The following is a 2,225-nucleotide window of genomic DNA, read 5'->3' on the forward strand; positions in this document are numbered from 1 at the left end:
CATCAGCTCCTTGTCGTAGTCGGTCTTGGGCCCGTCGTGCAGCCGGTCCACCGCCGCCGCGCTGAACAGCGATTCGGCCGAGGCGATCAGCGCGAAGGCGAGCACCGTGCCCAGCGCCCCGGCCACCGCACCGGCCTCCACCAGCCGGGCGACATCCGCCCCACCCGGCGGCTGGACCACTTCCAGCAGCCCCGAAACCTCGACCCGCGCCACCGGCAGATCCAGCACCGCCACGCCGACGGTGGCCAGCGCCACCGCGACCAGCGGCGCGGGCAGCACCCGCGCCGCCCGCCGCCACTTCGGCCACAGCACCAGCACCGCCAGCGTGGACGCCCCGACCGCCAGCGCCAGCAATGCCGGGTCGGACCCGATGGTGTCCACCGCGAGGTCCGGCAGCCCGCCCAGATTCGCCGGCCCGTTGCCCGGCGCCTTGGCATCCACCAGCGCGTACACCTGCCCGGCGATGAGCACCAGCCCGATGCCCGCCAGCATCCCCTGAACGACCGCGACGGAGATCGCCCGGAACCATCGCCCCAGCCGCAGCGCCCCCATCACCAGCTGCAGCACCCCGGCGCTCAGCACCAGAACGCCCAGCGCACCGAGCCCGTACTCCTGCACGGCCTCGTAGACCAGCACGGTCAGCCCGGCGGCCGGCCCGCTGACCTGCAGACTGCTCCCCGGCAGCAACCCGGTGAGCAACCCGCCGACGATCCCGGTGACCAGCCCCAACTCAGCCGGCACCCCGGACGCCACGGCCACCCCGACACACAGCGGCACGGCAACCAGAAACACCACCACCGAGGCGGTGACATCAGCACGGACATGACGCGGACGGCCGGCTCGCCCCGAACGAGCTGGGCGAGCCGCACGGCCCTCACGCACTTCCCGCCCCTCAGGGGACGGCGCGACTTCCCGCCGGGACGACGTCTCCCCCCGGGACAACGCCTCCCGCCGGGGCGACGTCTCCTGCCGGGACGACGCGTCCCGCGGGGACGAACTGCCCTGTTGAGGTCGTATGGACGGCTGGACGGAACGACCGCGACGGACTCGGAACCTACGCATGAGATGCCTCCAGCGAATCGGAATGCGGCGACCCAGAACGCGGACACACACGGCAGGCACGAACCAGGACGACCGGGCACGGCACGAGGCCGCACACGCGCGCGTACGGGTCCGCACCGCCACGCGCGAATCGCGCGGCAGGCGCCATGAAGGGTGCGGAGCGATGACGGCTGGATTCCGTCGGATGCGCGGGCCGGGGGAGGGCCCTGGGGCAGCTCTCAGCTCTCAGCAGCGGAAAACGAGATGGTGGACCGGCAGTTCACCCGACCTCGACAACGGCACGGCCTGACGCCCCGTCTTCGGCGCGCTGATCGCCGACCCGCCCTGAACGGTCCCTACGGGCGCGGCAGTCGACACGGCCTTCCCCGACGGCGCCGGAGCGCACAACGAACCGGTGGACCGCCCGCCCCGCCGCGCCGGACAACCCTCCCGGGCAGCATGCGGGTGCCCGAAGGTATCCCCGACCACCGGCCCCTCACCCGCCGCCGGCCCAGCCTCGCCCAAGCGCCTTGCCTCACGCCCTGCCCCGCGCCCTGACTCACCGGCGCCGTACCCGAGCGCATCAGGACCGCGGTCCCCGACCGCATCAAGCCCGCGGTACCTGACCGCATCGAGGCCGTCGTATCCCACTGCATCGAGGTCGCCGTATCCGACCACGCGCGGGTCGTCGACGTACCCGGCCGGCGAGGCCGAAACCGAAACCCCCCGCCCACCCACCCCGTATACACCCGCGCCAACGAAGGGAGGCAAGGGCAGCGCCGGTACGAACGCCACGACGAGGCCCACCACAACGATCACGACGATCATCAGGAGCCGGCCGAGGCCGCCGACCCGGATCTTCGCCATCGTCGCCCCCTCCGGCGCGGCTGGACAGGTCACCCCATTGTGTCGAGCCTCAGCCGCCGAGCCGCCGCTCGGCAGGTAACCACCCTGTAAACGCGGGGTTATCCAACAGGACGGAATGGTTCCGTTCACTCCAGCGCCCGCCGGCGCACCCAACCCGCCCCCGCGCGCCACCCCGCACCCCACTTCCCCCTCAACGCCAACCCCCGACGCCAACCCCGCCCTGCACCGCAACAACCGACGCGCGACCCCTTATAAACCTGTCTCTTATACACATCTCCGAGCCCACGAGACGGACTCCTATCTCGTATGCCGTCTTC

General features: G+C 72.1%; 2 protein-coding genes. Both read right to left on the minus strand.

Annotation, left to right across the window (positions count from 1 at the left end):
• A partial coding sequence (locus IG62_RS0140775) for a SulP family inorganic anion transporter (protein WP_199812594.1) occupies window positions 1–882 on the minus strand: 882 nt, incomplete at its 3' end.
• Window positions 883–1,287: 405 nt separating this feature from the next.
• Window positions 1,288–1,908 carry a hypothetical protein gene (locus IG62_RS43610; RefSeq protein ID WP_051799257.1) on the minus strand — a complete coding sequence of 207 codons (621 nt, stop codon included), beginning with the start codon at window positions 1,906–1,908 and terminating at the stop codon, window positions 1,288–1,290.
• Window positions 1,909–2,225: the final 317 nt, after the last annotated feature.

The organism is Streptomyces sp. NRRL S-337, assembly GCF_000720175.1.
GTDB classification, from domain to species: domain Bacteria; phylum Actinomycetota; class Actinomycetes; order Streptomycetales; family Streptomycetaceae; genus Streptomyces; species Streptomyces siderophoricus.

Excerpts from the sequence above, each read along its gene's own strand:
- IG62_RS43610 (WP_051799257.1), bottom strand. The coding sequence starts at position 1,908 with ATGGCGAAGATCCGGGTCGGCGGCCTCGGCCGGCTCCTGATGATCGTC.